This is a genomic window from Phyllobacterium sp. 1468 (genome assembly GCF_031455525.1).
In the GTDB taxonomy this organism is placed as follows: Bacteria; Pseudomonadota; Alphaproteobacteria; order Rhizobiales; family Rhizobiaceae; genus Phyllobacterium.
On sequence record NZ_JAVDSX010000011.1, the window covers coordinates 26,599 to 51,969 of the forward strand.

23 protein-coding genes are annotated in these 25,371 nt (G+C 55.0%); 13 read left to right on the plus strand and 10 right to left on the minus strand.

Going from position 1 to position 25,371, the window contains the following annotated elements:
• Window positions 1-10 precede the first annotated feature (10 nt).
• The gene (locus J2X72_RS22220) at window positions 11-1,561 is read right to left on the minus strand and encodes an AbgT family transporter (protein ID WP_310075561.1); all 1,551 of its coding nucleotides are present in this window, start codon (window positions 1,559-1,561) and stop codon (window positions 11-13) included.
• Between the two features lie 610 nt (window positions 1,562-2,171).
• Here J2X72_RS22220 and J2X72_RS22225 point away from each other — a divergent pair.
• From J2X72_RS22225 to J2X72_RS22245, 5 genes are all read left to right on the plus strand, one after another.
• The gene (locus J2X72_RS22225; RefSeq protein WP_210005023.1) at window positions 2,172-3,848 is read left to right on the plus strand and encodes an alpha/beta-hydrolase family protein; all 1,677 of its coding nucleotides are present in this window, start codon (window positions 2,172-2,174) and stop codon (window positions 3,846-3,848) included.
• Between the two features lie 145 nt (window positions 3,849-3,993).
• On the plus strand, window positions 3,994-4,485 hold the full coding sequence (locus J2X72_RS22230; RefSeq protein WP_183662177.1) for a DUF1269 domain-containing protein: 492 nt from the start codon (window positions 3,994-3,996) through the stop codon (window positions 4,483-4,485).
• 171 nt (window positions 4,486-4,656) lie between these two features.
• Entirely contained in the window at window positions 4,657-5,703 is a 1,047-nt protein-coding gene (locus J2X72_RS22235) for an AI-2E family transporter (RefSeq protein ID WP_310075564.1), read from the plus strand.
• Window positions 5,704-5,967: 264 nt separating this feature from the next.
• A complete protein-coding gene (locus tag J2X72_RS22240) occupies window positions 5,968-7,119 on the plus strand; it encodes a helix-turn-helix domain-containing protein (RefSeq protein ID WP_210005017.1) in 1,152 nt (383 codons plus the stop codon).
• Window positions 7,120-7,341: 222 nt separating this feature from the next.
• Complete coding sequence (locus tag J2X72_RS22245; RefSeq protein WP_210005016.1) at window positions 7,342-7,848, plus strand: hypothetical protein; 507 nt, start codon at window positions 7,342-7,344, stop codon at window positions 7,846-7,848.
• Between the two features lie 110 nt (window positions 7,849-7,958).
• Here the strand turns inward: J2X72_RS22245 and J2X72_RS22250 are convergent, their stop codons facing one another.
• Both J2X72_RS22250 and J2X72_RS22255 read right to left on the minus strand, forming a co-directional pair.
• Window positions 7,959-8,753: an anti-sigma factor gene (locus J2X72_RS22250; protein ID WP_310075566.1), complete on the minus strand. Its 795-nt coding sequence runs from the start codon at window positions 8,751-8,753 to the stop codon at window positions 7,959-7,961.
• 1 nt (window position 8,754) lies between these two features.
• On the minus strand, window positions 8,755-9,507 hold the full coding sequence (locus J2X72_RS22255) for a sigma-70 family RNA polymerase sigma factor (protein WP_310075568.1): 753 nt from the start codon (window positions 9,505-9,507) through the stop codon (window positions 8,755-8,757).
• 331 nt (window positions 9,508-9,838) lie between these two features.
• Here J2X72_RS22255 and J2X72_RS22260 point away from each other — a divergent pair, with 331 nt between their 5' ends.
• Entirely contained in the window at window positions 9,839-10,813 is a 975-nt protein-coding gene (locus J2X72_RS22260; protein ID WP_310075570.1) for an MBL fold metallo-hydrolase, read from the plus strand.
• Window positions 10,814-10,833: 20 nt separating this feature from the next.
• Window positions 10,834-11,295, plus strand: a complete 462-nt coding sequence (locus J2X72_RS22265; protein WP_310075572.1) for a tetratricopeptide repeat protein — start codon at window positions 10,834-10,836, stop codon at window positions 11,293-11,295.
• A gap of 70 nt (window positions 11,296-11,365) precedes the next feature.
• On the opposite strand, the gene J2X72_RS22270 is transcribed toward J2X72_RS22265, so the two are convergent.
• A complete protein-coding gene (locus J2X72_RS22270; RefSeq protein WP_310075573.1) occupies window positions 11,366-11,809 on the minus strand; it encodes an SRPBCC family protein in 444 nt (147 codons plus the stop codon).
• Window positions 11,810-12,240: 431 nt separating this feature from the next.
• Here J2X72_RS22270 and J2X72_RS22275 point away from each other — a divergent pair, with 431 nt between their 5' ends.
• The 5 genes from J2X72_RS22275 to J2X72_RS22295 all read left to right on the plus strand — a co-directional run bounded on the left by J2X72_RS22275 (window position 12,241) and on the right by J2X72_RS22295 (window position 18,336).
• On the plus strand, window positions 12,241-14,070 hold the full coding sequence (locus J2X72_RS22275) for an SARP family transcriptional regulator (RefSeq protein WP_310075575.1): 1,830 nt from the start codon (window positions 12,241-12,243) through the stop codon (window positions 14,068-14,070).
• Between the two features lie 47 nt (window positions 14,071-14,117).
• Window positions 14,118-15,053 (plus strand): phospholipid phosphatase, encoded by a 936-nt coding sequence (locus tag J2X72_RS22280; RefSeq protein ID WP_310075577.1) that lies wholly within the window; start codon window positions 14,118-14,120, stop codon window positions 15,051-15,053.
• Window positions 15,054-15,101: 48 nt separating this feature from the next.
• Window positions 15,102-16,802, plus strand: coding sequence for a S8 family serine peptidase (locus tag J2X72_RS22285; RefSeq protein WP_310075578.1), 1,701 nt, complete (start codon window positions 15,102-15,104; stop codon window positions 16,800-16,802).
• Window positions 16,803-17,304: 502 nt separating this feature from the next.
• Window positions 17,305-17,532 carry a hypothetical protein gene (locus J2X72_RS22290; RefSeq protein ID WP_210005005.1) on the plus strand — a complete coding sequence of 76 codons (228 nt, stop codon included), beginning with the start codon at window positions 17,305-17,307 and terminating at the stop codon, window positions 17,530-17,532.
• 48 nt (window positions 17,533-17,580) lie between these two features.
• The gene (locus J2X72_RS22295) at window positions 17,581-18,336 is read left to right on the plus strand and encodes a response regulator transcription factor (protein ID WP_310075581.1); all 756 of its coding nucleotides are present in this window, start codon (window positions 17,581-17,583) and stop codon (window positions 18,334-18,336) included.
• Between the two features lie 249 nt (window positions 18,337-18,585).
• On the opposite strand, the gene J2X72_RS22300 is transcribed toward J2X72_RS22295, so the two are convergent.
• From J2X72_RS22300 to J2X72_RS22325, 6 genes are all read right to left on the minus strand, one after another.
• Window positions 18,586-19,932 (minus strand): metallohydrolase, encoded by a 1,347-nt coding sequence (locus tag J2X72_RS22300; protein ID WP_310075583.1) that lies wholly within the window; start codon window positions 19,930-19,932, stop codon window positions 18,586-18,588.
• Entirely contained in the window at window positions 19,914-21,779 is a 1,866-nt protein-coding gene (locus tag J2X72_RS22305; RefSeq protein WP_310075585.1) for a serine protease, read from the minus strand. Before J2X72_RS22305 ends, J2X72_RS22300 begins: the two co-directional genes overlap by 19 nt.
• An 8-nt stretch (window positions 21,780-21,787) precedes the next feature.
• Entirely contained in the window at window positions 21,788-22,051 is a 264-nt protein-coding gene (locus J2X72_RS22310; protein WP_310075587.1) for a hypothetical protein, read from the minus strand.
• 178 nt (window positions 22,052-22,229) lie between these two features.
• Window positions 22,230-22,979 carry an NAD(P)H-binding protein gene (locus tag J2X72_RS22315; RefSeq protein ID WP_310075589.1) on the minus strand — a complete coding sequence of 250 codons (750 nt, stop codon included), beginning with the start codon at window positions 22,977-22,979 and terminating at the stop codon, window positions 22,230-22,232.
• 90 nt (window positions 22,980-23,069) lie between these two features.
• A complete protein-coding gene (locus J2X72_RS22320; RefSeq protein WP_310075591.1) occupies window positions 23,070-23,477 on the minus strand; it encodes a cupin domain-containing protein in 408 nt (135 codons plus the stop codon).
• Window positions 23,478-23,530: 53 nt separating this feature from the next.
• Window positions 23,531-24,286, minus strand: a complete 756-nt coding sequence (locus J2X72_RS22325; protein ID WP_310075592.1) for an SDR family oxidoreductase — start codon at window positions 24,284-24,286, stop codon at window positions 23,531-23,533.
• A gap of 423 nt (window positions 24,287-24,709) precedes the next feature.
• Between J2X72_RS22325 and J2X72_RS22330 the strand changes: the two genes are divergently transcribed.
• Window positions 24,710-25,339, plus strand: a complete 630-nt coding sequence (locus tag J2X72_RS22330; RefSeq protein WP_310075594.1) for an Rrf2 family transcriptional regulator — start codon at window positions 24,710-24,712, stop codon at window positions 25,337-25,339.
• Window positions 25,340-25,371 lie beyond the last annotated feature (32 nt).

Consider the following 25,371-nt stretch of genomic DNA (forward strand, 5'->3'; position numbering starts at 1 on the left):
TAGCCGTGCGTCACAGGCCCCACGGCAGCCCGAGGGCCTTCCAGACAGCAAACAAAGCCGTCCACAGAACGAATATCAAAACGACATAGGGCAGCATCAATGAGACTATGGTGCCAACACCGGCCGACTTGTCGTATTTCTGGGCGAAGCCGACGACCAGCGCGAAATAGGCGTTGAGTGGGGTGATTGCGTTCATTGGCGAGTCACCAACGCGATAGGCTGCGAGCACAGCCTCGGGCTCCACTCCGAGCTTCATCAGCAGTGGTACGAAGACGGGAGCGAAGATCGCCCACTTTGCAATTGCGCCGGTCAGCAACAGATCGATGATCGCGACGACGACGATAAACCCAATCAGCAGTGGCAGAGCGCCAATATTAGCCGCCTGGAGCGCGCCGGAAAGGCTGAGTGCCATAACCGTGCCTATGTTGGTATACGTAAAATAGGCGACAAACTGGCTGAGGACGAAGAACAGGAAGATGGTGCCGCCCATATTCTTGATCGATTTCTCGATGGCAGCTATCACTTCCGACAGTGTCCGCAAGGTGCCTGCGCCAATGCCGTAGGTCCAACCCGTCACCAGAAACATGAGCATGATAAGCGCGATCAGGCCGTTCATGAATGGAGAATTGCCAATCAGCTCGCCCGTTTCAGGATTGCGCAACGGCGCGCCGCTGGGAAGCGTCAACAGCAGGAAAACCACCACCAGACCTACAAGCCCGTAGAGAGCAAACCGCAAACCGCGCGATTCCTGTTCGCTCAGCACTGCGCCTTGATCTGGAACAGCGCCGTCAGTTGCTGCCTCCGGCCTGTATTCCCCCAGCCGCGGCGAGATCATGCGATCGGTGATGAATGCAATGAGGAAAGTGAGGAAGATCACAGACGCGATGGAGAACCAGACGTTTGATGCCAATCCGATAGTCCGCTCGGGATCAACCAGCCGGGCCGCGTCGTTGGTGAATTCCACGAGGACCGCATCAAGTGGTTTAATCAGCATATTGACCGTGAAAGCACCGGCAACCGCTGCAAAACCGAGCGCCAGACCAGCCAGCGGATGTCTTCCGACTGCCAGATAGGCGACGCCGGCGAGCGGTATGAGGACCAGATAACCGGCATCTGCTGCGATACTTGCAAGGATACCCACGAAGGCCAGGATATAGGTCAGTGCCCAACGCGGTGAAACGATGACGAGCTTGCGTATCAGCGCCGTGACCAGACCGGATTCTTCGGCGACACCTGCACCGATCATGGCGGCGATCATCAGTCCCACCGCCGTGAAACTCATGAAGTTGGGAATGAGCGAGGCGTAGAGGAAGCGGATACCTTCCACGTTCAGAAGACTGCGTATTTCCGTTGAAGCGGTTTCGATCTCGTGGGTGTCCGGATTGATGCGCTCAAAGCTGACCGCCGCCCCGAAGGCACTTAGAATTGCCGATAGGACGATAACAACGCCGATCAGGATGAGGAAGATGATGACGGGATGGGGAACCATGTTTCCCACTCTCTCGACGCCATCCAGCAGTCTTTGCATCACGGTCTTTGGCGCGATATTGGCAGTGGTCATTTCATGTCTCCCGTTTGCCAACGGATTACGACGAGTTGTTCGAAGGACACCAAGGTGTGATGGCGTGGTTTTCTGGCTTGCTCAATCTGTGGTCGCCAAGACGGCGAGCCGTGGCCAACGGCGCCCTCCTGCTAAATCCCGCCAGAGCATCGTAGAAATCGTTCGTTGTTGAACCGCGAATGGCCGGATCAGGCACGGATGCCGGTTCCAATTCAGCGGCGCCCGACAAACGCCGAAAGATGAAACTGAAACACCCCCTCTACCCCTTGAAGGTCACCAATTTCCCGCTGTGCGACAAGCGCCGCAAGCCCAATGGGGTGAATATAGTGGCCCTCCAATTATCTGTGATAGGCATGGAATCCCAAAAACAAGCTCTCAGTTCAAATTTCCCGTATTTCATGCGGTGATCCGCATCGAGGGTATCTCGCCCGTGGCAGGATCGCCTATTAAGGTCCATCGCTTCAACAACGAATAATTGACGACTGGATCGTTAATATAACCGTGATATCAGTTGGAAATTGACGTCAACGCTTCACCAAGACAGGGGGATCTATACATTGCGTGACTGCGGTCGACTTCGAACTGCCGTGTCTCGTCGAGGGGGAATCCGATGAAAGCTTATATTTCCGGATTGGCAAAATCGTTCTCCACCGTTGGTTTGCTTGTCGGTATTCTCTTCTTTGCCACATCCCTTACGCCTAGCCTCATGCCACGGTCTTTCCTGGTTCAGGGTGCGCTCTCCGGGTTTTGCGCAGCGCTCGGCTATGGCGTGGGCGTGGCGGCGGTGTGGCTCTGGCGCTATCTGGAAATTCCAGTTCCACGCGCGCGGGTTCAGCAGGTGGCCAAATGGATTGCTGTCATCCTGTGTATCGGAATCGTCGCCGTTTTTCTGTGGAAGGCCGCCGAATGGCAAAACACAGTGCGAAGCCTCATGGGACTTGGGCCGGTCGAAAGCGTGGAACCTATTGAGCTTGCAGCTATTGCGCTTGCTATTTTTCTGCTGGTCATTCTCCTCGCCCGCCTCTTCAAGCGGACATTCCGGCTTTTCTCGCGCTGGTTGAACCGCATCGTGCCGCGTCGCATATCCAAGGTCGTTGGAGGTGTTCTGGCGGTAGCACTCTTCTGGTCGGTGGCCCAGGGCGTTCTGTTCAAGGTCGTCTTGCGCATGGTCGATACCTCCTTTCGCGAACTCGATGCCAGGATCGATGACGGCTCGATACGCCCCACGGATCCCACAAAACCCGGCGGTCCCGGCTCGGTCCTCGACTGGCAGGACCTCGGACGGCAAGGGCGCGCGTTTATTGCATCTGGACCTACCGGTTCGCAGATTGGCAGTTTCTTCAACGCAAAAGCGCTTGATCCCATACGGGTCTACGTCGGGTTGAATTCCGCAGAAACAGTCGATGAACGAGCGCGTCTCGCGCTCGAAGAATTGAAGCGCGATGGCGGGTTCGAGCGATCGGCGTTGATTGTCATCGTTCCAACGGGAACAGGATGGGTCGATCCTGAGGGTATCGACACCGTCGAGTATCTGCATCATGGCGATATCGCCAGCGTCGCCGTGCAATATTCCTACCTCAGCAGTTGGTTATCCTTGCTCGTGGAACCGGGCTACGGCGCCGAAGCAGGCCAAGCGCTCTTTCGCGAAGTATACCGCCACTGGACGACGCTCCCGCGTGACAGCCGACCCAAACTGTACCTGTATGGCCTGAGCCTGGGCGCGATGAATTCCGAACTTTCGGCCCATCTCTACGATATTATCGGCGATCCTTTCCAAGGCGCCCTGTGGAGCGGTCCTCCTTTCCAGAGCCGCATTTGGAACTCCGTGACGGCAGACCGAAATCCTGGTTCGCCGGCATGGCTGCCGCGCTTCCGCGACGGTTCAATCATACGGTTCACGAACCAGAACAATGCGCTCGATATCCCTGGTGCCGTCTGGGGACCCCTTCGCATCGTCTATCTCCAATATGCCAGCGATCCCGTGACGTTCTTCGATTTTCACGCGCTCTATCGGGAGCCGGATTGGATGAAGAGTCCCCGTGGTCCGGATGTCTCGCCAAGCCTCCGCTGGATTCCAGGTGTGACGATGCTGCAGCTTCTGTTCGACATGGCAATCGCCACGACCTCGCCTATGGGATACGGGCATGTCTACGCCCCGGAGCATTACATCGACGGCTGGGTTGCCGTCACCGTTCCACAAAATATTCGGCCGGAAGATATTTCTCGCCTGAAGGCTTTCTTTGCAGAGCAGTCTCGGAGCGCTGACAACCCGCCTCCAAACGATTGACCGTTCAGGTTCGGCCGCTCTTCGATGGAAAAAGAAACACAATGCATAGCTGTGGGATTCAGGGCTAATCTCTTCGACCTGTCGGACACGATATAGTTTTTTGCAGCGCGTCCCAGCGTAGTCACCGTAGAGAACTGGAGGCAACATGTCTGATCTTATCGTGATCGTCTATCCCACCGAGCCCAAAGCGGAAGAGGTGCGCAATCGTCTCCTCGAACTCCAGAAAGAATATCTCATCACACTCGGTGACGCTGTCATCGCCACAAAGACAGATGCGGGCAAAATCAAGCTCAACCAGTTGGTGAGCACAACAGCAGCCGGCGCGGTATCTGGTAGTTTCTGGGGTCTACTGATTGGCGTCCTCTTTCTCAATCCGCTGATCGGCGCCGCGGTCGGCGCGGCATCAGGTGCCCTCGGCGGGGCGTTGACGGATGTGGGTATAAACGACAACTTCATGAAGGATCTCGCTGCCAATATTCAGCCTGGAAACGCCGCCCTGTTCGTACTCGTGCAATCGATGACAGCTGACAAGGTCCTGAAGGATATCTCGCATTATGGCGGTGTTGTTCTCAAAACTTCGTTGGATGAAACCAAGGAGCAGGTTCTGCGCGACGCTTTGCAAAAGGCAACATCCTGACCTTTAGACAGAAGACACAATCGATCAGCTCACCGCAGGACCCATCTTCCAGGTAGTTACGGGAATGGTTTGCGGAGCCGTCGGGGGGACGGCAGTCCATTGGCCGAAGATTTTTCGCCTTGCGCTCCCGGATAGATTAGGATCATTGGGTATGGGGCGGATAGGCAGGGCATGGCGGTTCAATATCCAAAACCGATGATCGGCTACCTCGCGACCGGAATTCTGGTTCTTGCGCTGCTTCGGTTCGGCCAGGCAATCTTCGTGCCCTTCGCCTTCTCCCTTTTCGTCATCGCCCTCGTCGCGCCACTTCAGATCAGGTTGCAGCGCTGGATGCCCAAGCTACTTGCCCTGTTTGTGACGCTGTCTTCAACAATCCTCATCATCGTTGTCGTCGGATCCTCGGTGACTTGGGGCCTGACCAGGCTGGGCCAATGGCTTTTCGTCAATGCCCGCAGATTCCAGGATGTCTATGTCCACTGGACTGACTGGCTAGAGGAACACGGGATTGCCATCGCAGGTCCACTCGCCGACCGTTTCGACGTGACATGGCTGGTGAGCTTTACCCAAGGGCTGGCCGGGCGGCTCAATAGTTTCGCTGGATTCGCCTTGCTGGTCTTTGTTTTCATCATGCTCGGCCTCTTGGAAGTAGAGGATTTCGGCAAGCGTCTTCGTTCTCCCGCACTACAACCGCAGGGCATGAAAATGCTCCATGCCAATCGTGAAATTTCAAATAAACTACGCCGGTTCATGCTTGTGCGCACGTTTGCCAGCATCTTGACCGGGTTGATCGTCTGGGCATTCGCCTATTTCGCAGGCCTCGAACTGGCGGGTGCCTGGGGCGCAATTGCCTTCACCCTCAACTACATACCGTTCCTTGGACCATTCGTAGCGACTGTCCTTCCGACGCTTTTTGCCATAGGCCAATTTGATTCCTGGCAGATGGCTCTGGCTGTCTTTGTAGGATTGAACCTGATCCAGTTTCTGATCGGTAGCTATCTTGAACCCCGTTTAACGGGCGCATCCTTGGCGATCTCGCCTTTCGCCGTCATTTTTTCGGTGTTCTTCTGGAGCTTCATGTGGGGGGTACCAGGTGCATTCATTGGCGTGCCCATTCTCATCGCGTTTATCATCTACTGCGAGAAATCGTCCGTGGCAAAATGGATCGCCGTGCTCCTGTCGGCCAGGCCCTTTAGCAGTTCCGGTACAGATTCGCCGTGATAGCGAGTTGCGGCAGGCAGAAGCCCTGTCAGTTATGCAACTTGTTTCGTAACAGTTACGTACTGAACAGACTGCAGTGGTTGTGCCACACTGGGGAAGTCGAGCCTTTGTAATCGCGCGATACCTTACTCCTGTGGTTTTTTGGAGCACCAATGCCTGTACGTTCCCCGACAAAATGCCTCGAAGTCTGCATATGCCCGTCTCTCGCAATGAGACAGCGCCACCTGTTTGCACGCTGTTCCGGGTACGGCACATGGTGAAATCATGAATGCGCATGATCACGTCGTCCCATCGGCTGTATCGCTCGATCGAAACTTTGCACATGCGGCAGCCGGGTCTGCCATCACCTGCCCTCCTCCACAACCGAAGCGGCCGTCTTCCGGCGCGTTTTCCATTCCCGCGTTCAAGTTTGATACCAGCGGCGTGCCGATTGACCATCAGTATGAAGCCTGGCGCACCAGCTTCTCGTCGATGCTCGAGTTGGGCGAACGCAGAGACAGGTCCCGCGGCTTTGAAGGAAAGCAAACGGTCTGGGATCTCGGCAGCCTGGCATTCTCGCGGATCAGAACCAGCGCCCTTGAGTTTGCAAGTATCCCCGGTCATACGCGAAGGGAAGCGCTCGACCACTGGACCTTGACCCTTCCACTCGACGGTTCGATCAGCACCGAGGGCCCGGCCGGAAGCTTTCAAGGCGGTGCCGGCATCGTCCAGGTCCATTCGCTCGGGCGCTGGTTTGAAGGGCGTGTGACAGATAGCGAAATGCTGATGCTTTTCGTTCCCCGGGACTCCGATCCGGAAGTGGCGCATGTCCTTGGTGCTTGCGAGTTCTCCTCGGTCGATACGGCCATGGGGCGGCTTTTGTCCGACTATTTCCTCGGACTGGCCAAGCGGCTGCCGGCGGTCGAGGCTGACAATCTCCCTGAACTCGTTGGCGCGACGCAAGCGATGATCCGGGCGTGCCTGCTGCCTTCTCCAGGCAACATCGAAGAGGCTCAGGCACCTATCGCCCGCGTGTTGCTCGAAAAGGCACGCCGCATAGTGCAAGCCAGATTGTTCGATCCATCCTTCAATGCCAAGGTCTTGCGGCGTGATCTCGCGATTTCGCGCACCGGGCTTTATCGAATGTTCGAGCCATTCGGCGGCGTGATGCATTACCTGCAGCACCAGCGGCTCCTCGATGCACACGCAGCATTGGCCGACCCGAACGACAAACGCCGTATCATCGAGATCGCCGAGCAACGCTGCTTCAGCGACGGCGCGGAGTTCAGCCGAGCCTTCAAAAGGGAGTTCGGCTATACGCCAAGCGAAGTGAGAGCCGGCCGCAAGAGCCGCGTGCCGACAAGGCCAGCCGGTGAAATCGCCACCGCAGCTCCTGAAGAACGCCTCGGTTTGCTGCTCCGCAAGCTTCACGGTTGATCTGCACCAACGATGAGGTTTTCGATGCGTCATGATGATCTGGACGAGCGGCTGAGAAAACTAGGCGTGAACGTCGGGCCCTTCACGTTCACCGTAGTGTTCCTGATCGGTGTTGCAGCTGCGATCGGAATTGGTTGGTTCCTGTATTAGGGGCCGTGCTACCAACGGTTGAAATTGTGCATTTTTGACCGCCTTGTCCGCGATACCGAAGGGGTGAGTTCGATGTTTGAAAATGACGACTGGAAGCTCGCTATCGAAGATACGCGATTTCGGCAGAATGCTATCGTTGCGCTCATATCTTCGGGCAACAACCAAGCACTGGGTCTTCTCCGGCTATTTTCCGTCATCGCCCTTGCGACGGCGACCGGCGCTGTTACCTCCCTTGCTGCAGGCGAGTTTTCTCCAACGGTTGGCTGGGAACTTGCGTCCTTGACGCTGGTTTTGGTGTGGTCGTCCTGGCAGTGCTTTCAGGCCCTCGAAGTCGGGGACATCGATCTGCCTGGTCGCAATGCCGAATTCTGGCTACTCGCGGCCGATAATGAAAACGACCGGCCGACATTTTCCCGCCAGTATCTCGAAATCTTCAAAGAACGGTACCGGACGAACCACCGGGTGAGCGAACGGCAAGCCCGCGCCCTCCGAAAAGCAAAGCTCGGGGGAATAATAGCACCGCTGATTGGTATAGCCGTCGGCGCGGTCCTGGCCTTCTTCCAAGCGCATCCTTTTTGACCTTCCCTATGGCAGTGGCGTTTTAAAAGCACGGCGCGCCAAATAGTGCTGATGATTCCCATGAGCGACTTGAAGAGAACCAAACTGGTGGCTACGCGACACTGTTGTGTTCAGTTCAAGTGCTTCGAAGCGGCAGAAAACAATTGACCAAACTTTGCGAGTTCTAAAGGTTCAACATCGGAAACCGCCCAGAATGCCAACCCCTTCTCTGACCATTTGACAAGATTGTAACCGTCGTAGGAAGCGCTGTTCAAATCCGGATTCGCCTCGGGCCAAATGAACAGATTGATGACATGCGCGTGGCGACGATAGACAAGCGCCGCAACGACTTTCCCCTTGACATAATCGACGCGCCCTCCCACCAAAGGGAACCCTTGTGCAGCGAGATCTACTACGGGTGGCGAATAGTCAATCTTGCCATTAAACCATGGCTTTACAGTATGCTGATCGGACGTTTGCACATCCGTCAAATGACTGGCCAACAACGAACGAACGTGACTTGCTACAAGTTCATCCTGAAGCGAAGCTTCCCTTGGCGGCAAGGAAAGTACAAGGAACAGGCTGGCTGCTATACCAGCGAGTGAAGGAATATAGCTCCAGCGCTTGATGAAGTTAAGGCAATTGGCGACGGCACGTCTGTATCCTATCGCGGTAGACGGCGCGATCTGTTCCTGAGAGATCGTATGTAAAACGTGTTCTCGCACCTCGGGGGGCAGATCCCAGCTGACGCCATCCTGACCGATAGTGCGGCGCAGCGCTCTGAACCTCTCAAGTTGTGCCGAGCAATTCTCGCACGTTGCCAGATGTTGTTCGAATGTGAGGGAATGAGCGGCGTCGAGTTCCCCGTCCATATAACCGTGCATCATAACGATCCAGTCGGGGCAAGTTTCAGCGGAATGTGTCATCTTATTCTCCGCCACCGGTTGCGTTTTGCCACAGTCTGCCAAACGTCCGCCGCGCACGGGCCAAGCGAGACATGACCGTGCCAAGAGGCAGGTCAATGACTTCCGCTATTTGCCGATAGGAAAGTTGTTCAAGTTCCCGCAGCACCAGTATTTCACGCAGATCGTCCGGCAGTGAATTGATGACCAAACGGACGCATTTGGATTGGGACGTGCGGATCAGTGCGATCTCCGGCGTATCATCCTCGGTTGCAATATCCTCGACCGACGCTCCCGGTTCTGTCTCCTCGTGGCTGCTCGAAAGCGGCATCTCAAACCGGCGCTTCCGCTTGGTCTCCTGAGACCAGACAAGAAAACAATTTCTTACGATAGCAAAGATCCAAGAGCGTGCGTCGCCCCCCATGTAGCCGTCGAAACTGCGATAGGCGCGCAGGAACGCTTCTTGTACTATGTCCTGCGCTGCATCGGCGTCGCGACTGAGGTAGCGAGCGAAGTTGTAAGCTGCGTCGAGTTGGGGAAGGATTGCTGCGTGAAAGCGCGCCGATCTATCGCCAAGCGCAGATTGTGAATCAGCGCGGTCACTTGAAAGCACCATGAGGGTTGGTGCAAAGCTGGAGGCTGGCGACGAAGCGGCACCAAAACGCGCGTGGATCGGGAGAAACGTCACGACAGGCCGAGTACTAAATCGCCGCATGCTGGCCATGACTTGTACAATGAAATTCGGAATACTGACTGCGGATGAAGATATGACTGTCATCTTGTTTTCCCGCCTGGTTGGGCAAGTTCTTCAGATTTGTGCAAGGGACCCTTCCCAAGGCATCTACCGAATAGATCGAACTAACCTCCGAAATATTCCCGATTACAAATATTTATTTCCCGCCCAGAAACCGCAAACCTGAAAGCGGCGTTGGCCAGAAGATGTGATCGACTCTGGAGTAAAAATAACAAAGCTATTCCAGTGGCTTACAGAAATAGCCGCATGTCGCAAGAATAAGCGGACGGCTTTCCCAGTCTCCTTTGTCAGCGGAGGCGTTTTTCAAATCATGTTCTCCGCCGGCACTTGCCAATCGAAAAAAGGAGACATGCACATGTTTGATATTACACGCCGCGCAGTTCTGGGATCAACCGCGGCCGCCGCTGCGTTTGGTATCTCGCGGAAACTCGAACTCATCCTCCCGGCTTCTGCTGCCGCGCAAATTGAGCCGTCAATTGGATACTACAAGTATTCGGTCGGTTCGATCGAGATCACCGCCGTCTACGACGGAATCTGGCGAAAACCGCACGACCCGGCGTTCATCAGCAACGCCTCGGTGCAGCAAACCAAGGATGCGCTTGCAAAGTCAGGTCTGACAACTGAATTTATGCCGATCCCCTTGACCGTTGTCGTGCTCAAGATTGGCGATCGTCTAATCATGATGGACGCGGGTTCGGGCGTCGGTCAATGGCAGGCCAATGCGACACATCTACCAGCAAATATGAAAGCCGCCGGAATAGACTATACGAAAATCGATACGGTGATCATTTCACATTTCCATCCGGATCATGTTTGGGGCCTGATGGAAAAAGAGACGAACGCGCCTGTGTTCGGCAATGCGGAACTGATCGTCAATGAAGTCGAATACAGGTGGTGGACGGACCCTGGGCGGGTTGAAAAGCTCGCGGAAGGTCGAAAGCCCGCCGGTCGACGTATCGCCAGCGTATTTCCTACGTGGAAGAATTGGAGCTTGGCGAAGGATGGTACGGAAGTTGCCCCGGGCATCCAGTTGATCGCAGCGCCCGGTCACACACCCGGACACTCAGTCTTCCTTGTGACCTCTGGAAAAGAGCAGCTCCTCGTTTCCGCGGACACGATGTACGTTCCGGCTCTGCTCGCACCCCATCCGGAATGGCAGGGCAGCTACGATCAGGACGGGCCGACCGCAGTTTCCACCCGGCGCAAATTGATCGACCGCGTGATCGCTGACCAGATAAAAATCTGCGGCTCCCATTTCCCCTTCCCCGGCTCAGGTACTTTCGTCAAGGACGGGAATGCCTACGGGTTTACTCCCACCATTCAAGCCTGAAATCTCAAGGAGAATCCATCATGAACAGAAACAAAATTGCCGGCATACTCGGCTTGGCCCTTGCTACGATTGCCTCTGCATCAAACCACTCCCCGGCATTCGCCGTGGATAATATGGAAACAACGGCGACGGTAGATCTCAGCTCTGTTCGCGCAAAGATCGCCGCAAAGGATTATGCCAGCGCATTGGTTCAACTGCGTGAACTGGCGGAGAATAACCAGCAGGCCGACGTCTACAATCTGCTTGGCTTTACACTGCGCAAGACCGGCGATTTCGACACGTCACTGACCTACTACCAAAAAGCATTGGATCTCCAGCCGGATCACAAGGCCGCGCACGAATATCTTGGTGAATTATACGTAGATACCGGAAAAATGGACAAGGCCGGCGAGCAGCTGGCGTCGTTGGCAGCGCTTTGTCCCGGGGGTTGTGAGGAATTGAGCGACCTTCAACAATATATGACGGACAAAGGCGTCAATTAAGAAGGGGCAGGCGGTGAAACCGCCTGCCTGTCTATTGGGCGACGAATAGCCATTACCTCGAGCATCTCCGCTATTCGTTGATCTCCGGCTCGACTAGCCTTGCCAAGTTTTTCAGCGATTCCTGCCAGCCGAGATAGCAAGCCTCCGGTGGAATGACGTCTGGCACGCCCGCCTGCGTTATATGGAGCTCGGTCCCGACCGACACTTTGGTCAGCGTCACAGTCACTTCCATTTCGCCAGGCAGGTTGGGGTCGTCGAACTTGTCCGTGTAACGCAAACGTTCACCTGGAACCAGCTCGAGATATTCGCCGCCAAAAGCGTGACTATTGCCAGTCGTGAAGTTCCGGAAGGACATTTTGAATGTTCCGCCGACCTTTGCTTCCGAGTGGTGCACAGTGCAAGCAAAACCGTTGGGGGGAAGCCATTTGGCAAGCGCGTCAGCCTCGATGAAGGCCCGATAAACCTTATCCGGACTTGTTGGCAGAACGCGGTGCAGACGTATGGTATTCGGCATGTGTGATCCTCCTGAATTTGCCGGAATAGGCCCTTAGGACGAGCGAGACTTTGCCAATCCGACACCGTTTGGAAAAAATACTGCGCGACGTCGGCGAGTTGCTGGCATTCTAACGAATTTGCACCGAACCAACCGATATAAATGCTCCAGTAACCCGCACCTTCCTTATTTTTTTGAACACAATTCACGCTGATTTCACGCTGCAATGACAGTGGAATTGTATTCCGCGTAAGTCAGCCAGCTTAGCTGACGTCAAAAATTTTTATGGGAGCTGAATGGTGTACAACTTTCCGGGAATAAGCGTTCCTGTTTACCCGCGTGGGCTCCCAATACACGCAAACGTATTGCCAAAGTTGTGTTTTGTGCCAAAGTTAGAGCGAGAGCCCACGCATAATAAAGCAATTCATGAGGCTACTCGGGGACCCACGCTGATGGACCGCAGTCAGCACAGCGAAGCGGCTTATCGCATGTATCTTATTGGACCCTTCGCGATCACTGATCCGGAGGGCAAGGTTCTGACGCCCAAATCCCAAAAGTCCCAAGCGATCCTTGCCATGCTGGCGGTCTCCCTAAGGGGATCACGTTCAAGGGTCTGGCTCCGTGACAAGCTTTGGAGCGACAGGCCTGAGGACCAGGCCTCAGCCAGTCTTCGCCAGGCACTGCTCGATATCCGGAAATGCCTCGGTGATGCACGAGATGTGCTGGTGGCTGACAAGAACACCGTCTCGCTTCGCATGGACCGCATACGGCTCGATATCGACGAAATCCTGACCGAGGGCAATACAGCAGGTAATGACGAACTGGCTGCTGAACATTTTCTCGAAGGGGTCGACGTCAGAGACCCCGAATTCGAGGAGTGGCTTACCCTGGAGCGGCAGGTCTGGCAGCGTCGGTATGACGAGGGACAATTCCAGCAAAAATTTGAACCTAAGCTTGAGCTGGCGCGTCAGAACCAGGAACCGACTCCACTCGTTCCTTTAACGGCAATCAATCCGGGCAAGAATAGTGGTGGGACTGGAAACGGAGCGGCGAACGATACGGCGAGTGACTCGAGTTCGAACGTCAATTCGAGACAATGGGTTGTCGCGATCTTGCCCTCGCGCATCGCCGGACAAAGCGAAAATGGACAGATACTTGCGGCGGGAGTGACGAATCTCATCGCGAAATCGCTTGTTGAGGGAACTGATATCCGTGTCACTGATTTTTCCTTCGGCGGAGGGCCTGGGGCGAACCTGTCGAACATTGGAGTGGGCAACGAAATCTCGCTTGCGACACCCCTCGGGATACAGCTGGAACTGACGCTCGCCAGTCAGACCGCCCTTATCGTGGTGAGCATTCTCCGTCTGGCGGATCACAGCCTGATCTGGAAAGACAGTTGTATCGCTGATCGCGCGCCCTTGGAAAGAGGCGAAACCAATCAGTTGCATGGGCTGCTCAATCACTTGATCGATGAAGTCAACGGTTGCTTTCTTTTCCGGAGCGAAGGAGGAAAGCTCGAGCGGGAAACCACAATGATCGAGGCGGTTAACTCGGTCTTTCGCTTGTCTCGGGAGGACCTCGATAGAGCCGAGCGCATCCTTCACAACATTGCGGCGGAGCGGCCCTCTTCCTCGGTCTATGCGTGGCTCGCCTTTATCAGGACTTTCCGCGTTGGACAGCGTTTCAATGCCTACGACTCAACGATCGTCGAAGAAGCCCAATTCTACGCCCGTAAGGCATTGGAGTTGGATGCTAACAATTCCATCGCCCTCGCTCTCGTTGGACACGTGCATTCATTCTTGTTTTGCGAATACGACTATGCCGCCGGGCTATTCGAGCGGGCAATCAAGCTCAATCCAGCACAACCGCTCGGTTGGGATCTTTATTCCATGTTGCACTGTTATGCCGGACAGCCTGAAAAGGCGTTGGCTATGGCTAAGTGGGTCCAGAACCTTGGATTCTACAGCGTGCACAAATACTACTTCGACACGACCAAGTGCATCAGTGCAGCTCTGGCAGGCGATCATGCGGCCGCCATTTCTGCGGGTGAAGACGCGCTGAAGATGCGGCCGGATTTCAATTCTCTCTTGCGTTACATGGCAGCCAGTCATGCGCATCGGGATGAGATGGAGTTGGCGGGAAAGTATGTTGAGCGACTAGAGGCCGTCGAACCGAATTTCTCGATCGAGTCGCTCAAGGACAATCGCTACCCGCTGTTAAGAACTGGGGGAGGCAAGATGCTTATCGCCGGCCTTACCAAGGCCGGGGTCAAGCTCCGGTAATTCTTCCTCAATCAAAATTCGGCTCGAATGGATGAAGGATACGCGAAATGGTCAACATTGCTTCGCAATCACCGCTGATACAATTCCTGAACAATTTTCGATTTGAGGTAGACGCCGATCATGTATCGCCCTGCCCGCCTTCGACGTTCGCTGAGGTTGGCCCAGCGGTGGATGGAGCCGGTATCGAAATCCCGGGCGCGCCTGGAGCCGCAGCCGCGACGGCGAGCGGCGGTGTTGCCAACAAATCGGTACTGAACAAATCCTCCCTAAACAAAAACAAGAACAAGAACAAAACCTCATTCGGCGGAATCAACACCAGCAATGCACAATTGATACCGGCATTCCAACTGCGAAGACTTCACCAACAACCTTCCCGGAACGCTTTTACCGCTGCTGACCGCTTCACATGGGAAATGCTGGACATCACCCCGCCGCCGGGTCCCGATTTTACGCGTCTTGAAACCAAAGTGATGCTGTCGATGCAGAAGCGTGACCGCGAACGGGCCAGACGACTCCCGGATATTCAACAGGAAGCCTCGTTATCGGTCGGCGAGTTTACACGGCCGCTCTATATCGAGAACATAGCAGGGTTCGAACAGACGGAGGCACTTTTTCAAAATATACTGACGGCGTGCGAATATGTGGGTCTGATCTACAAGAACAAGTTCAATCGCCTGCGGCCCAGTCAGTTTGAACCGCGGCTACGGCCTCTTCTGGCAGTTCCCGCGCACGAGTCGTACCAAAGCAATCATTCATTCCAATGCTTTTCCATTGTGTTCGCATTCAACACGATCCTTCCCGAGCATCCCGCGACCGAAGAGTTGGCGCGAATTGCCCAAAATGTTGCGGAAAATCGTGAATGGGCCGGCCTTCACTACCCAAGCGATACGAAAGCAGGCCGTGATCTGGCGCGCCGGTTCGCGCCTTATTTGAGAGATGCATTTGCAGCGACGTATAACGCGGTACACAAGGAATGGGTTTGAAGGATGTGTTCAGCTTCAGTGATCCCTCCAGCGTAAATGAGGTTAAAGATGACCCTCCAATCCGATAACACAACCCCTGCACCTGCCAGCTATTATTATCTCTGGCATTTGGCCGCCTTGGGAGTGATTACCGCAGACTTCGGATCCCCGAGTGGTCCGATTCCCCCCAACAACGAAAGTGCGCTGCGCGCCACTCCTTCTCCGGTTATTTCCGGTTCTGTCTGGGACACCATCGCGGAGGTGGCTTCGATTTCGCCCGCGAGGGTCGCGCTCATTGACGTCGGCATATCTCCAGATCACCCAAATCTGGCAACTCGGATCGATCACAATGCCTCAATTGACCTGGCAACGCACAGATACGGTGCGCGTGCGCTGGCCATTCTCGACGATACAAATAGTTCCTATAAAGAGGGAAAACAGGCGTTCTTCGCCGATCTGGACATATCCGGACTCGGGAACCTCGGACTTTCGGTCGATGACAAGGAATACCTGGATGATATTGTGGCGGAGTACGCTGGTTCATATGGCGTGTTGCGCCGGATACTCGATTCGAACACGATGTTTGCAGCTCATGGTACCGCCTGTGCTGGTTTGATTGTCGCCGAGCCTGCAGCGTTGCCATCGGAGGATAGCGAAATCGCATCTCCGCCAGAAAATATCTTCACGCGCCCGGATTCGACCGAGGCCCATCCCAACAAAAATCCCAACCTGTTACCGTATTTCGGTGCTGATCCTTTTTCGCGGCTCGTCAACATTACGACTTCGTTCGAAGACAATGCCGTGCAGTACATTGCTGCATTCCTTTATGCATATTCGCAGAACGTTGATGTCATCGTCATGCCGCGGGGTATACCCGATCCGAAGCGAAGCGCCATGGAGCCCAAGAACGAATTGAAGGCGGACCTGGAACGCTGGGCCAACCGCGATGCGGCAGATTTATTCGCGCGCATCGCCTTGGCAGAACAGGGACCAACGGAACTCGATCCCAAGGCAACGCAGTCTGGTTCCAACCCGGATCGCATATGGACGATCCTGGAACATTTGATCATTGGTGTGAGCCGAAAGATTCCCGTGATCTGCGCTGCCGGCAACAGTGGCGAAAGCCAGCTGATCTATCCGGCGAGCCTTGCAACGCCCGATAACGGGATTATCGCGGTCGGCGCCGTCACAGTTGAAGGCTTCCGGTCCGGCTATAGCAACTATGGCGAAGGTCTGACTCTCGTTGCACCTTCTGATGATGGCGAGATATTCAATCGCCATCAATTGCGGATCAATCGTCTGTCTCCCTTGATCGCCAAGCATCAATATAACGCAGATCCCGGGAAGGAATATTGTTATTCCCAGTTCAGCCTTCTGAGTACGGACCTTCCGGGGGTCTTTGGTTATGATGAGGGGAAAGCCCCCTGGTCCTCACTGCTTCCTTCTGCAAACAATCCCGGCATTGGCGGCGGCTACTATACCAGTTTTGGCGGTACGTCCGGGGCTGCAGCCTTGGTCGGCGGCGTTGCGGCTCTGGTCCAACGGGCCCATCGTGCCGTTCACGGCGGGTCAAGCAAGCTCGACGGTATAGCTGTCAAGTCTATCCTCGAGGAAGCGTCCAGCCGAAACCGTAACGTCGGACCGGGTTTTCGTCCGCTCACACCCGACTGCATGAATGCGGACAATGAAGATGTCATCGATTCTCGATACTTTTTTGGAGCGGGACTTCTCAATGCCGCCGCGGCTGTCGATGTTGTGCTGAACAGTTGACGCGGAGCCCAAAAAACACCGAAAAAGGACCCGCCAGCGGGTCCTTTTTACGTTTTGTCCTTCATTTTTGACGGTGCATTGACGGTCAGACAGCGCTTGAGCGACGCCTCCTCCGGTAATATCGACCAATACTCCGGTAAAACAATCGATCCGGAGATCAATCGATCTGTAGGAGGAAAAATCGATGTCAACAGTTCTTACAAGAAAATACCGGTGGTCATCATTTGCCAAGTTGATCAAGCGACCGAAACTTCCTGCGGGTCTGCGCCTTACCTACAAGAGGCTCAAAGCAACAATGGAGCAGGAAATCCGTGTCATTCATATTTCGATCTTAACTCCGGTGTGTAAGCCTGCCTTTCAACCATGTCCAATTGTCAATAACTTGAAGGGGCAATCCCGTTCGCAGCGAACCTGCCGCGGAAGTTCCCGTTATTTTCGATGAGATAGTTCCGGCAGCTAGGTACTGCCCGACAATTCATGGAGCTCGACGGAAATGGTTTTAATGAGTGAGATATCGACGGACGAATGGGAAGCACTGAAACGCCTGTCACAGGGCGAAACCATCCGGCAAATAAACGGTCAAACAGTCAAACGCCTTGCTGCCATCGGCGCCCTGCAAACCAAGAGAGGCGAAGTGGAACTCTCTTACGCTGCAATACAGCTCTTGATCGAACGCATGGCACGCATCAGCCGCGCGCGAAATCGCAATAGTCAAACCTGGTGCAATTAAATTCAAGGTTGCGCGCGTGTGTCAATGAGTGTTCTGGGGGATAAGAAAATGTCAGGAATTATGTACGAACGAATACCGGATGCCGATCATGCCGTTTACAATCGGCATGCGGCGGCCCGCCGGGCAGCGTTCCACATTGCATCGACAGAACTCCGTCCACAACGGACGCTTGCCATCATTGACGGACGTGCCATTGCTCGAGAACACCTTGCGCGCGGGCTTGTATCGAATGGACTTGGACTGCGCTTGGCCACATACGGCTCTGTGAAAGATATAGAGGCATATGAAGCCGCGGCATTTTCAGTCATCCTTGTATGCGTCGACGACACCAGATTTATGGATAATTCCATTGTGCTCGAAATCGGGGCGCTTGTACGAAGATTTCCGAAAGTCCCAGTCATCGTTCAGGCAGAACTATGCGGATTTCAGCAAATCCTGAGCGTTCTCCAGCAAGGTGTCCATGGTTACCTTCCAGGCAATGCCGGGATATCCGTTTGCATCGAAGCAATTTCGATGGCGTTGGCAGGAGGAGTTTTCGTCGCGGCCAAAAACCTGCATGATATTCAAAGCATCCTCGGAACCAACCATCATCAGTCCAAGCGCTTGGAAATGTTCACACGACGGGAACGTGAGGTCATCGAAATCCTGCGGCAGGGAAAGGCGAACAAGACGATTGCCTATGCCCTGAGGCTTGCTCCGAACACTGTGAAAGTTCACGTCCGAAATATCCTCAAGAAGGTTCGGGCGACGAACCGGGCGGAAGCAATTTACAAAATCAACGTCATGTTTGATGAGATCGCATAGAGGCGTCGTTCGGAGCAAAAATAGAACGCCGTTGGGGGCGACGGGGGCCGCTCCTGCATCTGACCCTCCCTCTTCTGGGAGGGTCTTTTTTTGAGTACGCCCCGCGCCTTTAATAGTGTCAGTGCCTGGTGTCCGCTTTGCGCCAGCACCCCATGGCTACCCTGAGCAAATCCAACCGCGTACCCGGTTTTCTAAAGTGCAGATACCCATGAGCGACTATGCCTCAACTTCAACAGCCTCAGAATAACATCAAGCTGAAATCTCGATATCGGTAAAACCCTGATCGCCCAACATATCTTCCAAATCCGTGCGTAGAGGCTGAGGGGAGGCAAACCAGGTTTGCTCGAACTCGCCGAACTTGTTGATCTGCGAGGTATCGATATGAGCGCTTTTGAACGCCCTCGCATAGTCTCGCTTGGTCGCAACCCGGGTGCCGATCTCAACGAGCAAATCCGCCTTTGGTATGGTTTGGTATTGACCCCGACGGGTAGAAACGCCGGCGGACGTGATTGGGGTACCATTCTTCGGCAGGATGGCATTGAGAATGTGGAGCGGCTCATTTGGCTTGGCGGGATCGCGCAGCGGATTGTCATTCCATGGTGTGGCGTTTTCGCTGCCATGGTGGCCGATTTTCAGAAAATCCAGCGGCTTGGCCAACGCGGCATGTCTCTTGTTCCACATGACATTCCATGAACCGTTGGCCTCGCCTTCATCATAACGCGCGTCCCATTCAGCATCGCCGACAAATAAAAGCCGCTTGCCCTTCCATTCTATGAGCAGAACGACACTTGTATTGTTCGTCACCCTGCCATCGAGATCGGCGAAGGCGAGTGCTGTCGACAGCATTCGCGACTGCAACCGCCGAAAATCCGCCGGGGCGATATTGGGGGCGAGAGTTGTTGATTTCGAAGGCGCCATGGTCGGCGGTATGGATTTTGCAACGACGTCCATGACCGATCTGACACCGTGCATTATCGGGTTTTCGGGTTTGCCCAGATAGTAAAGGTCAATGTCGTTTTCCGGTCCAAGAATCCGCAATGCTGCATTTTTCAAGGGCAGCTTGAGCTTATCATCGGTGTCCATCCCAGCATGAACATAGACCGGCTTGATATTGTTTTTTACGGGAATGATGTTTTGCAATGTCTCCATCGCCACATCGTTCGTTGCGGTATAGGCCGCGAAGAGACCTTCGAGTTCCGGACTGAAGTTGAGGCGCTGCGCCTGCTCGATCATGCCGCCGGCGAAGGCATGGAGCTGTCGGGCGTTCTCGGCCTCCGGATGATCGGGATCCATCGCGGCGCTCATCCACAAAGAGCCGACCGAAAAATCGGCCCAGAGATCCGGCGTGAAACCCAGCATATGATCCTTGTGCTGATGCGTGACAATGAGCAGATCAAGCCGCTTCTTGGCTCCATCGTCAGGCAGCATGGTCTTCAGCTTTTCGAGCGCGGCTGTGAGATAGTCCATGCCGCTCAGCGATCCGCAATCGATGAGAATGTGAAAATCGCCGCCATCCTCATGCCCTTCAGGAATCCGGCAATAGATGCAGTCGCCAAGGCCTACGTCAAACATGCGTATCAGGAGCTTACCTGCCATTGCCGGCCTCCAATGTCGTCATCCTCGATATCATCATGAATGGCAAAATGCGGCGAAAGCTGAAAACGCACTTCGCCATCGACGCGGTTGAAACCGAATGGCGGGATGGCACGAGCCAGGAGACCAAGCTCGCCGCCGACAGTCTCTCCGATCATGCCCGATTTGATCCGTGCTGCCAAAGCATCGAGAAATGCCTCGCGACGCTTGCGCCCGACGTTGCGCTCGGCGCGTTGCTCGGAGCTGTTACCAAGTTCCTCGCTGCCGGGTTTGCGCGCCCAATGGATCTGGTTGCCATTCTGGTCCAGGACGAGCGTTGCACCACACAGCATACTCGTTCGCTCACCGGCAAAGCGACCGAAGCGTTCGCCCTCGAGTGCGACATCTTCCCGCCATATGTATTGCACGACGATCTGCTCGGGTAGTTGCCGCGATTCCGTCGTCAGTTTTTTGGCGCGAACGATCTCGGTGATGATGAGGTCGGCGTTGAGGGGAATGAAAAGATCGGCACGATTGTCATCGAGAAAACGATAGGCACCCCCGCGCGATGCACCGATCGAGTCAATGTCATGGTAGATGGTCAGTTCGGGACGATTGAAGACAGCATCCGGTTCCAAGAGGGACGCGCGATCCGCTTCATCGAGAACACCGCGCTCGACGAATACATTGAACATCATCTCGCGATAGCTATCGGGATCAGTTGGATTGGACACCTCTTCGGCGCGCAGCACCGCCAAAGCATAGTCCCGGAACTCAACTTCGCATGGCGGCAGAAAATCCAGCGGTTGTATCGCCATCATCTGCATGCGCTGGATCGTGTACCAGAAAGCATTTGGCAAGGATGGCTTGCTCTTCGGATCAAGCTTAAAGCGTTGATCCATCCGTTCTTTGTACTTGCCTAAGAGCCTTACCATGATGTCAAAACAGGCTCCCGTCAGCACCTGCGAAACGCGGTGAGGCTGGAGATCGTTCTGTATGTCACTCATCGTCAATTTGTTAGCGGCGGTACGCAGATAAGGCTGACCGATGACCGCGTTGCCGAACTCCTGTGCCAAGGATGACAACAGGGTTCCACCAGCGAGGTCAGCGCTCTCCTTGATCATCGCTTTACGGAAATCATTGTTGCGGAAGGCCATGAGGATAGCGATCAAATCGCCAACGAACTCATGGAAGCCTGCCGTTTGCGGCAAGACCGTTTCATAGTAACAGGGTCTCAATCCGTCCAGAACTGCGTGACCGAATTCGTGATTGACGATGTCGCTGGACTGGCAGGTGAAGATGCGCCCATCCTCCCCGTCAAACCAATAAAATTGCAACGATTTGCTCTGACGATCATAATAGGCGTTTTTGCCATAGCCGGCATGCGGCACCAAAATCAGCCGGTTGCCTTCGAAAGCCCAGGTAATACGGCGGCCAAGAGCAAAGCCGCTCTCGAAAAAGTCGAGCGTGTGCTGGACGGTTGCCCACACGCTGAGCTGGCGAAACTGCGGCAGCTTTCTGGTGTCCTCATCAAGAACTCTCCCGTTCGGTGCGACGAAGACATTGCCCTTGCTGTCCCATACTGCTGGCGGCATAAGCGTGTTGGAGGTGGCATCGTAATCGACCACCGCAAAACGGGCACTGGTCGGTCCGTCCCGCAAGCCCGGCTCCCACGGCACAAAGAAGTTCTGATCGATGGCCGCAGCAGGATTGTTCTTCGCCACGAGCGGGTCTTTGAAATAGACATCGATCTGCAGGCGCAGGGCGGTGTCCTTCTGCACCTCCAGTGGCAAGAAACGCCGTGCACCATAAAGCCTCCGGCGTGTTTCCGGCGAAAGCCGATGCTTGTTTTCTGGGGTTTTTCTCGCCATCGGATCGCCTATTCCTGTCCCAGCGTGCGACGGTTAGGTGCGAAGGCATCGTTCAAGGTTTCGACAAGACGCAAACCGGTGCTACCGAGTCGCGCGTCGAGAACAGGAAGATTTTCATGTCGATGGTCGCGGTCGAGCACACCATTGGCCGGGACCAAGCGCGTGATATTGACGGCGGGCTGATGGCCCGCAGTGGCCCAATCAATTGTGGTTATGGAAATCACCGAATTGGGGTCTGCGGTATTCAGCCAACCATTCTCAAGGCGCTCCACCTTAGCCCTCCGCGCTCTTAAATCATGCTTTGGAATACTCCATCAACTGCTTGTCATGATCAAGAAGCTTGCAACTGTGGGTAGTCATGATTGTCATCCGGGAGAGGAAGAACGGAGCCGGCAAATCTTTTTGGCGGTTCAGCCTTTGGTCCGCGTTGCCCCCGAACGATCCGGAAGCTCAAGCCATGGAGCGGTACAGCCAGTCACCGTAGCGTATCGAACCAATATGCGCGTCGTTGAGTGGAAGCAGTGTGTCGTCATTTAATTCAACGCCATAGTAGCGCGCGCTGTTGTCGGTAATGACCTCGCGCGGATCTTCGTTTGCTGCGAGGTGGATCCGAGCAATTTCATCGAGCCCAAACTGCTCGGGCCCGCTGATCTCCACGGTACCGTTCCTTGCCGCCCCCATCGCCAATTCTGTCAGCATCTCGGCGACGTTGTAGGCGGCTATTGGCCTTACCAATGCCGACGAGAACCGAAAGACATCTCCCTCTGCTCCCATGTCGACCACGCCGCTGATAAACTCGAAGAATTGCGTGGAATGGACGATGGTGAAGGGTCTCCTCGCTGCCCGGATAAGATTTTCCTGCACCATCTTCGCACGGAAGTAATCGCTCTCGACAAGGCGAGGTGTCCCCACCACGGAAAGCGCGACGTAGTGCCTAACTCCGGTCTCTGCTGAGGCAGCCAACAAGTTCCGGGTAGACGTTTTAAAGAAATCCAGGGCCGAATCATCGCCGAATGACTCGGCGTTGGTGACGTCGATGACAATTTCGGCTCCGGTCATAGCTTCTCTGAGGCCTTTCCCGGTCACACTGTTGATCCCGAGGGAAGTGGATGCCGCCGCCACTTCGAGGCCTGCCTGTTCAAGTCTTTCTACGAGGTGGATCCCGACCCGTCCTGTCGCTCCCATAACAGTGACTTTCATCAACTTGCTCCCTCTCGCTGGTGTTCCTTGGCGCGCCCGATATGAAGCGACGACCATCATACCACTGGATCTTCGCCGCCGCACCGAATGTCACTCAACCGGCATGACAACCGGAGCGTCCTTGGTCTTGAGCAAAACGACGATGAATTTCGCGGGGTCAGTCTTGCTCGCATTGCGGCTGACCAGGTGAATGTCGGATGGGCTTTCGTAGAAAGTGTCTCCGGGTGACAAGGTGACCTCCTTTTCTCCCTTGACCTGCATCACGATCGAGCCCTCGAGGACATAGACGAATGCATTTGCGTCGTGCTTGTGGATCGGTGAAGACCCCCCACCCTCATACACCACCGAAATCATCAGGCCCTCCTTTCCGGGGTAATTCGGCAGGTCCTTTTGCATGAGAGGCGTGACTTTTGCACTATCTTCTGCAGCAACGGCTGGCAAGGTGCCGAGCACGCAAGCTGAAGCCGACACAAACAGTATTAACAAAGCTGACTTCATTGTCGTAATTCCTTAGGTTGTTGATTCATCTGACAGGCTGTTCGATGGTTGGCTCAATTCGGCTGTTGAGAGTGACGGAGCCAATCCTCAAAGCCTACTTTGCCGAGCCGCGCACCTTCGCCTGGCACAATCGACTGATCATTGAGTTCGGACCCGAAATAACGCGCATGGACATCTGCCTCGACCGTCCGCGGATCGTTGGCAGCTTTCAGATAACGGGCAATGATTTCATTCATGGGACCGCGCTCGGGACCCGCAATCTCGATCGTTCCGTTGAGCGGCTTCCCGACGGCTACGTCTGCCATCGCGTCCGCAACGTCGTCCGACGCGATGGGCTGGAAGGCTGCAGGAGACAGGCGAGCAACAGTACCGACGGTTGCTTCGTCGGCAATGCCCTTCAGAAATTCCATAAATTGCGTGGAATGAACGATCGTGTATGGAATAGGCGATTCCTTGATGAGCCTCTCCTGGGCAAGTTTAGCCCTGAAATAGCCATTCTCCGGCAGCCGCTCCGTTCCCACGATAGAAAGGGCAATGTGGTGCTTTACACCTGCCTTGGCTTCTGCGGCGAGCAGATTACGGCCCGATGTCTCGAAGAATTCGAGCACAGCCTTGTCTTCCCACGAAGGCGCATTTGCAAGGTCGACGACCACCTCGGCGCCGACCAGCGCTTCGGCCAGACCTTCTCCAGTGATGGTATTGACGCCGGTGTTTGGTGATACGGCGAGAACTTCGTGGCCCATATTACGCAGACGCATGGCGGTCTTGGAACCGATGAGCCCGGTTCCACCGATAATAACAATTTTCATAACTTATCTCCTCGTTGTGGCCGTTGAGGCTCATGACTCTATTCCTTTGGAGCATGGCTGGGGAGACGAAATCATTCCATCGTGCAAGGGGGTGGGTCGCTCTAATCGCCGGGGTTAGCCGACCCATCCTCAAGTCTAGGAACGTGTGACACGAGTGCTAGCGATCGGGGCGCGAGCAGTCGATTTCGTGATGTCTCTGCGCGGTGTGGATTGCAGCATAAGGGCCCATAGCGCGGGCCATCGGTTTTCGTCGCGACCCTCGTCCGCACCGCCTGTGTTGCGATGTGCAGCTGCTTCAATGCTGTGCTCGCCTGCCAAATTGCCCAGGATCATCGGAGCCCTCTCCAGATTCGTCTGCTGAACGAGAAGCCACAGCACAAAAAACTCTGGCGTTTTATAACACGTACGTGTAGGAGAGGTGTTATGATTGCGAACCCGACAAAGCCCAGGCATCCCAATGATACAGCGGCCCACAGCAACAGGCCGCCGAGCCTGTATGGCGCCACGGTCGAATACGGCATCCACTGCATGATGTATTTGATCCAGTCGCGCGCAAAGCCCGTGAGCAGCCGTGATCTTGCCGAACTGCAGGGTGTTCCAGTGACGTTGATGGCGAGAATTATGCCCCGGCTTGAAAAGGCCGGGATCGTTGTTTCGACCAGCGGCATCAATGGCGGATATAGGCTTGCCAAGGACCCGCGGGAGATAACGGTGCTCGATATTGTCGATGCCATCGATGGCCGAAAAAATGTTTTCGACTGCAAGGACGTACGCAAGAATTGCATTCTGTTTGCCGGTGACGCGCCCACATGGATGACCAGCGGTGTGTGCGGTATTCATGCCGTAATGCTTCGCGCCCAAAAAAGCATGCGCGAAGAGATGGCGCGCACAACGCTTGAAGACCTTTCCGGGGCCTTCGGTCGTCGGGCCCCGGCAGAATTTGAAGAAGACGTGGGTGAGTGGCTCGACCATCGCGCGGTCAGCCGGGAAGTTACGCGTATTTCGGCAGTCAGGGACAGTTCAAGGAAAAGAGTACGGCGCGGTCAGAGCTAGGCGTCGCGGCCGTAGGGCTTGGCAAGACACTG